The organism is Pedobacter sp. 10L46_2 (genome assembly GCF_056395165.1).
The window spans coordinates 1-5,825 of the sequence record NZ_JBFTIZ010000268.1 but is presented as its reverse complement, the minus strand read 5'-3'; the positions used below and the strand labels follow the sequence as shown (position 1 = coordinate 5,825).

The window sequence follows — 5,825 nt, the reverse complement described above, 5'->3', positions numbered from 1 at the left end:
CGCATCATTATGATAGGAAACCAAGGCATTGTGGTTGTACGGTGTACCTGCGGCTTCTCCGGGATCATCTCCTTTTTTACCTACCGAAGGGTTTTCGCCGTATTTGCCCGTTACGTTGATGTAATCGCTGCTTTGTACACTTCTAAACAGGTTATATGAAGCAATAATTTCACTATGCTCATTTGGTTTGTACGCAAGTTTAACAAAGGTATTATAAAGTGAATTCTCACCAAGTCCATCAGGCTGGGCATTCACGTTCCCTTTAGCATCCTTTAACACCCCGGTATAATTATATGTGCCATTAACCACATAGGAAAACTTATTTATCGTTCCTGAAAAAGTTTGCGAAAATCGGTATCCCGTTGTGTTTGACGGATGTGCCAGGTTACCATTTAATCCCACACTGCTGGTACCGCTAAACGTTTTATTAGCAGTGGGTTTTTTTGTGATAAAGTTAATAATACCACCTGCAGATCCATTACCATAAATAGAAGTTGCACCCTTAATGACCTCAACACGTTCAATAGCTGCCGGGTCAAGTGTACGGATATCACGACTTCCGTTCATAAGTGGCGTAGATTGGGGAATACCGTCAATCAGTACCAATACCTGACGGCCACGTAGGGTCTGTCCTGAATTGGTGGCCTTATTACTGGAAGTTCCCAATCCCGGTACGGTATTTCCAAGGATGGCGGTAACTGAAGGATTAACGTTCAACTGTTCCTTTACATCCCTTGCGGTAAGAATGGTAACTGAGGAGGGAACATCTTTCAGGCTTTCTGGTTTTCTACCAGCAGTAACAACCACTTCAGAAAGGGCATTTCCTGTTTCAAGCACAAAAGAAACTTCGGTGGTGGTATCAGCAATAAGCGTTACCTCTTTGACTAAAGTCTGATAGCCGACCAGGCTGACACTAATGCGGTGAGCACCGGCAGATAGATCCTTGATCAGGAATCTGCCGAGTTTATCTGTCGGAATGCTTTTGCCGCCACTCACGGTAACAGTTGCATATTTCAGCGGTTGGCCCTCAGTGTCATTGACTATGCCTGATAGCGAAGCCTTTGAATTGCCGTTTTGCGCAAATGAGATAAAAGGGGTTGCAATAAGAAGCAAGACTGATAAAATCAGTAATAATTTATATGTTAATAAAGAAGATAAGTTTTCTGCATGCGTTTTGATTTGGGAATCTGGCATATAATTATTCGTGTAAAGATTAAAACTGCCGCAAAGGTATTCTTATTTAGATTTAATACAAACAGCTTTTAACGAAAAATCATTTTGTTTTGATTTTCTTTTTTTGGTCTGCTCCGGGGAATGGAATAATGAAAATATGAGTAACTTTAGTTATGCAGCTTTCTCCATTCAGAAAATTCTATACGATTTCGGCTTTACTAAGCCTTGTCGTTGTTAATAATGCTTGTTCACAAAGTGTGGAAACCAAGTATTTCAAAGATGTTACCTTAACTCAATTGCCCATAGATGCAGAAGCACATGCTTTGGATGTGGTTTTGGCTGATGTGAATAAAGATGGTCATTTGGATGCTATACTAGCGTTGGAAAATTTGCCTAACCGATTGTATATAAACGATGGTACAGGAAAATTTACCTGGAATAAAGGTGTTTTTGCAGAAAAATCGCACGATACAGAACACGTACGTGCAGGAGATTTTGATAAAGATGGGAATCTGGATGTCATCTTCGTTGCCGAAGATGATCAAAATCATGAGTTCTATTTAGGAAATGGAGATGGAACTTTTAGAAATGTGAGTGAGAGACTGCCTGCAAAAAGTGAAGCGAATGGACTGGATATTGGAGACGTAAACGGCGATGGTTTATTGGATGTTGTTGTTGGAAACACCGGACCTACACCTCAGAATTTCTTGTGGCTAAATAATCCGGATAAGCCTGGGCACTTTATTGATTATACAAAAGAAGGATTGCCTGCACTCAGATGGGAAACACAATCTGTTAAGCTGACTGATTTAAACGGCGATGGGCATCTGGATTTAATTGCAGGGAATGAGGTTCCTCCTAATCGTTTATTATTTAATGATGGAAAAGGACGTTTCACCCAACAAGCAGAAAAGCTGGAGCTTCTGGTTCCTTTGCATACAAGAGAAGTTTTAGTATTTGATGCAAATGGAGATAAACACCCCGATATTCTATTTCTTAACCTAACAAGCAATGGGGGTGCATTTGAGAAAGATCCTACTGCCCGTTTGCTGATTAATGATGGTAAAGGAAATTTTAAAGATGAAACGGCAAAAAGGATTCCAAAGCAGCAATACTCTACTTATGCAGGGGCAATTTTTGACTTCAACCATGATGGTCACCCAGACATTATCTTAAGCGCACTCAAGATTCCTCCTTTTCAGCCGATGCAGGTTCAGGCATTGCAAAATGATGGTAAAGGGAATTTTAAGTTAGTGACCAACGAGGTTATTCCGGAATCTACTGTAGGCAGAAGCTGGGGTATAGCTATTGGTGATGTAAACAAAGATGGTAAACCGGACCTTTTTATTGGTCAATGGGGAACGCAAGCCAGATTGCTCTTGGGGAAATAAGGGCAGAGGATCGGCCTGAAAATAGAACTAGTTGATTCTAGTCAGAACCAAGATCACTTATGTTTTTTGATATTATCGTTTTATCAGCTTTTGATTTAGCTAGTTTTAAAGCATTTTGAAAATGGAACCGTGCCTTAGAGTTGTCAATTCCCGTATATAAATTACCCAGAAGAGCATGATATAAATGATTATCGTTCAGGTTTAGTTTCTCAGCCTCTATAATTGCTTCGTTCTTACCATTGGCTTTGGATAAGGCGTAGGTTCTGTTCAGTGCTGCAATTGGCGAGTATTCTAATTGAAGCAGCTTATTGTAAAGTTGCAAAATGCTTTCCCACTTTTCTGCCGAGTCTTGTTTATGGGTATGCCAATAGGCGATACCTGCTTCAAGATGGTACTTTGAAAGTTTATCCCCTACGGAGGCTTGATTTAAAAAGCATTCCCCCTGGGTAATGAGTTCTTCGTTCCAAAGGTTTTCATTTTGATTCTGATAAAGGATAGTTTCCCCGTTTACATTTACTCTTGCTTCAAAGCGGGACGCATGAAAGCACATTAGAGAAATTAGTGCATTTACTGCCGGTTTGTTTGTTGTTTTGTTTTCAAGTAGCAAATTAGTTAAACGCATGGCTTCCAGGCAAACCTCTTTTCTTAAGGTTACATCTTTTCCGGCCGAATAATAACCTTCATTAAAAAGAAGGTATAAAGTTCTTAGAACCATTTCTAATCTGCCTTCAATTGCGCCCTGATTAGGAAATTCGATTTTAACCTGTTCCATCCTAAGTTTTTCTTTAGCCCGAAACAGTCGCTTGTTAATAACCTCTTTGTTGGTTAAAAAGGCATTTGCTATTTCATCAATTCCAAAACCACAGAGCACGCGGAGAGATAAACTTATCTGTGCTTCAGAAGAAATAGAAGGGTGGCAAACTGCAAACATCATTTGTAACTGGCAATCTGAAATGTTTTGTTCCGACAGATCAATTTCAAATTCCTGAATTTCGGAGCTATTGTTTTGGAGGTGCGGCGTAATCTTCTGATCAAACAGCGTATTCCTTTTCAAATAATCTTTAGCCTTGTTTTTTGCTACAGTATAGAGCCAGGCAACGGGGTTTTCTGGCAAACCTTTAATCCCCCAGGTTTCAGATGCCATCAAAAAAGTATCGCTTGAAATATCCTCTGCAATTTCTATATGTTCCAGACCAAATATTTTAGTTAGTACAGCAGTTAATTTCCTGTATTCTGTTCTAAATAAATGCGGTATTAATTCTTCTGTTTGTTCCATAATAAAACTGATAGGTTAGATGCGCGAAAATGATAAGCCTTTGCAAATTACAAAGGCTTATCATTTTTTTAAACTAATCGTAGGATTATCGCTTACATAGGGTTAATTGCTCTAACCTCTACACTTCCGCCATTTTTAAAGATAGGGCAGCCTTTTGCCATTTCTGTAGCTTCTTCCAGTGATTCTGCTCTGACAAGCGTGTAGCCTCCAATTGCTTCTTTAATCTCCATAAATGGGCCGTCGGTAATTACATTTCCTGGTTTTACAGTATTACCTTCGGATCCCAGGCGATTACCTCGGTCAACCAGTTTGTTTTGTGCAGCAATACCGCCTATCCAATCCATCCATTTTTTAGTCTCGGCCTGCATTTCTTCAGGAGAACCTTTAGGTACAGCCTGATAATCATTTCTAAATACAAATAAGAACTCTTTCATTTTGCTTAAGTTTTAATGGTTAAAAACAGATGACGATTGTAATTTCTGAAATTGGACATCATCATGCAATTTCTTTATTTTTTAGGTAATCTTTTTGTGAATAATTCCATCTTTAGATAACTTAACATAAATTTAGTACAAAATGAAACTACTCCTGCCAGGGAGAACACAACCGAACAAATGAACCTAATATTATGACTAAAATTACAATTCCAAATTTAACAGATCGAAGATCATTTCTAAAGAAATCGGGTCTGGTACTTGTAGGAAGTACATTAGCTTATCAATCAGGCTTTGCTTCTCCATTGTTTTCTTCAGCAAAGTCTAAGCTTAAAGTAGGTCTAATAGGCTGCGGTGGTCGCGGTACAGGTGCTGCAGCGCAAGCATTGCAGGCAGATCCGGATGTTATAATTACAGCATTGGCTGATGTTTTTGAGGATAGATTGGAAGGCGCGTATGCGGCCCTTGTAGAAATTGGAGGTGATAGGGTTAAAGTAAACAAAAAGAATAAATTTATTGGGTTTGATGCTTATCAAAAGCTAATAGATTCTGGGGTAGATGTAGTTTTACTTACAACACCTCCAGCATTTAGACCTGACCATTTAACCGCTGCAATAAACGCAGATAAACATGTTTTTTGTGAAAAGCCCGTTGCGGTTGATGTGCCCGGGATACGTAAGGTTTTAGATGCGGCAAAAAAAGCCCGGGAGAAAAACCTTTCACTGGTGTCTGGTTTTTGTTTCCGTTACGATCTGCCAAGCAGGGCTACTTTCGGAAGGATTTTAAATGGAGATGTTGGCGACATCAGAACCGTTTCTACATTCAGGAATGGGGCGGGAAATTGGTCAAACCCTCGTCAGCCGGATTGGACCGATCTCACCTATAAAATGCGTAACTGGCATTACCACAGCTGGCTTTCGGGCGATTTTATAACAGAACAGGCAGTTCATAGCCTTGACCTGATGTCGTGGGCAATGGGCGGAAAAATGCCGGTTAGTGCGACAGGGACAGGTGGCAGACAAGTTCGTGTGGATGAAATCTTTGGTAATATATATGACCATTTTGCAATCGAGTATGAGTATGCTAACGGAGTTAAGGGATACCATTTTTGCAGGCAGCAGGAGGGAACATCGCATCGCAACAGCGTAGACGTTTTAGGCTCAGATGGAAATGCAGTTATTAATGTTGGCAGCAAATACGAAATAACCGGGAAAAACAAATGGATTTATAACGGAGAGAAAAACAATATGTACCAAACTCAACATAATGAACTTTTTGCTGGTATAAGAAGTGGAAATCCAATAAACCAGGGCGAAGAAATGGCAAACAGCACTCTGTTGGCGATTTGGGGACGTATGGTTGCATATAGTGGCCAAACGCTGACATTAGAACAGGTCATGAAATCAACCGAAACGCTAGGCCCAAAAATAGAGGATTATCATTGGGATCTTAAATGGGAAGACCATCCGGTAGCTTTGCCTGGTATCACCAAAGTAATTTAACCAACCTAAAACGATAGATATGAAAATATTAAGTGGGATAGGTATGGCC

General features: G+C 39.9%; 5 protein-coding genes. 2 read left to right on the top strand and 3 right to left on the bottom strand.

Annotated elements, in window-relative coordinates:
* Positions 1-1,194: TonB-dependent receptor (locus AC1DDX_RS21865; RefSeq protein ID WP_477622592.1), on the bottom strand; the 1,194-nt coding region annotated here is incomplete at its 3' end.
* Positions 1,195-1,346: 152 nt separating this feature from the next.
* Here AC1DDX_RS21865 and AC1DDX_RS21860 point away from each other — a divergent pair.
* The gene (locus tag AC1DDX_RS21860) at positions 1,347-2,564 is read left to right on the top strand and encodes an FG-GAP repeat domain-containing protein (protein WP_337715367.1); all 1,218 of its coding nucleotides are present in this window, start codon (positions 1,347-1,349) and stop codon (positions 2,562-2,564) included.
* Between the two features lie 37 nt (positions 2,565-2,601).
* On the opposite strand, the gene AC1DDX_RS21855 is transcribed toward AC1DDX_RS21860, so the two are convergent.
* Both AC1DDX_RS21855 and AC1DDX_RS21850 read right to left on the bottom strand, forming a co-directional pair.
* The gene (locus tag AC1DDX_RS21855) at positions 2,602-3,840 is read right to left on the bottom strand and encodes an RNA polymerase sigma factor (RefSeq protein WP_337715365.1); all 1,239 of its coding nucleotides are present in this window, start codon (positions 3,838-3,840) and stop codon (positions 2,602-2,604) included.
* A 92-nt stretch (positions 3,841-3,932) separates the two neighbouring features.
* Positions 3,933-4,274 (bottom strand): YciI family protein, encoded by a 342-nt coding sequence (locus tag AC1DDX_RS21850; protein WP_172660662.1) that lies wholly within the window; start codon positions 4,272-4,274, stop codon positions 3,933-3,935.
* A 194-nt stretch (positions 4,275-4,468) separates the two neighbouring features.
* Here AC1DDX_RS21850 and AC1DDX_RS21845 point away from each other — a divergent pair, with 194 nt between their 5' ends.
* Positions 4,469-5,776 (top strand): Gfo/Idh/MocA family protein, encoded by a 1,308-nt coding sequence (locus tag AC1DDX_RS21845; protein ID WP_288880718.1) that lies wholly within the window; start codon positions 4,469-4,471, stop codon positions 5,774-5,776.
* Positions 5,777-5,825 lie beyond the last annotated feature (49 nt).

What these genes read in the sequence shown, in the direction of transcription:
- AC1DDX_RS21860 (WP_337715367.1), top strand. Translation starts at nt 1,347, where the DNA reads ATGCAGCTTTCTCCATTCAGAAAATTCTATACGATTTCGGCTTTACTA.
- AC1DDX_RS21855 (WP_337715365.1), bottom strand. Translation starts at nt 3,840, where the DNA reads ATGGAACAAACAGAAGAATTAATACCGCATTTATTTAGAACAGAATAC.
- AC1DDX_RS21850 (WP_172660662.1), bottom strand. Translation starts at nt 4,274, where the DNA reads ATGAAAGAGTTCTTATTTGTATTTAGAAATGATTATCAGGCTGTACCT.
- AC1DDX_RS21845 (WP_288880718.1), top strand. Translation starts at nt 4,469, where the DNA reads ATGACTAAAATTACAATTCCAAATTTAACAGATCGAAGATCATTTCTA.